Annotated in this window: 1 protein-coding gene; it reads left to right on the forward strand. The window is 68.6% G+C overall.

Annotation, left to right across the window (positions count from 1 at the left end):
- The first annotated feature begins 504 nt into the window (after nucleotides 1-504).
- Complete coding sequence (locus ACWD0A_RS34840; RefSeq protein WP_451304710.1) at nucleotides 505-1,071, forward strand: transglycosylase SLT domain-containing protein; 567 nt, start codon at nucleotides 505-507, stop codon at nucleotides 1,069-1,071.
- Nucleotides 1,072-1,220: the final 149 nt, after the last annotated feature.

The following is a 1,220-nucleotide window of genomic DNA, read 5'->3' on the forward strand; positions in this document are numbered from 1 at the left end:
CACGGCCGGATCGGCCGGGCCCGCCCCTTTCCGCCGTCGCCGGCCCGCGCTCGCACCGGCCGTCCCGGTCGACGGCTCCCGCTGAACTCGGCGTCCACCCGCGCCTGATCCCGGGCCGGGCCGGTGGCGCCGACGGGCGACGCCCGCTCACTGCGAGTAGCGCAGCTGCCCCGCATGACCGGCCCTTTTGTGATGCCGGGCATAGGAGCCACGTCACTTCCTAAAGGAGATAGTGGAGCCGACTCCCGTCGATTCGCGGGGACAAACAGCTCAGAAGCGTCTCTTGGTGACATTGCTCTGTAGTGGGGTAGTAGGTCACATTCTTGCGCGCGGTTCGAACCGCCCCTAACCATGGCTGACGTTCCGGGGAGCCAGCGCCGGGATCGGGTGAATCCCGCCCGGTCGACCGCTCCGGCCCCGAGGCGGAGACCTTCTCCGCCGCCCGCCGATCGCATCGATGACCGGCCTCCCCATGACGTCCCCCGTTTGGAGAGTTCCTTCCGTATGACCGCCGCCACGCAGACCACCGCCAGCCGCACCGCCCGCTTCCGCAAGCTCTCTGTCACCGGCCTGGCCACGGCGGGCGCCGCAGCACTGGCGCTGACCCTGGCTCCCTCGCCGGCGCAGGCCGCTCCGGCCACGGAGAGCGCGTCGAAGGCCACGGTCGCGACGGCCGAGGTCGCGCCGACGAAGAAGGACAAGCCCAAGAAGGACAGCCCGAAGAAGGCGAAGAAGGCCAAGAAGGTCTACGCCCACAACCTCGACGGCTGGATCAAGGAAGCGCTGGACATCATGAAGTCCGAGGGCATCCCCGGCACCTACGAGGGCCTGCACCGCAACATCATGCGGGAGTCCAGCGGCAACCCGAACGCCCAGAACAACTGGGACGTCAACGCACAGAACGGCACGCCGTCCAAGGGCCTGCTCCAGGTCATCCAGCCGACCTTCGACGCCTACCACGTCGACGGCACCCCGCACGACCTGACCGACCCGGTGGCCAACATCACCGCGGCCGCGAACTACGCCGCCGACAAGTACGGCTCCATCGACAACGTCGACTCCGCCTACTGATACTCCCTTCTGAACCGTCCTCCCGGACCGTTCGGCACGCGCGGCCCCGCCCCTCGGGCGGATTCAACAAATCGTCGCAACACGGGGTGTGTTGGGGTCGTTCGTCAGTAGCCCGGTGAAGCGCTCGGCTGGGGTGTCCCAGCCGAGCG

It is taken from the genome of Streptomyces sp. NPDC002867, from assembly GCF_053591895.1.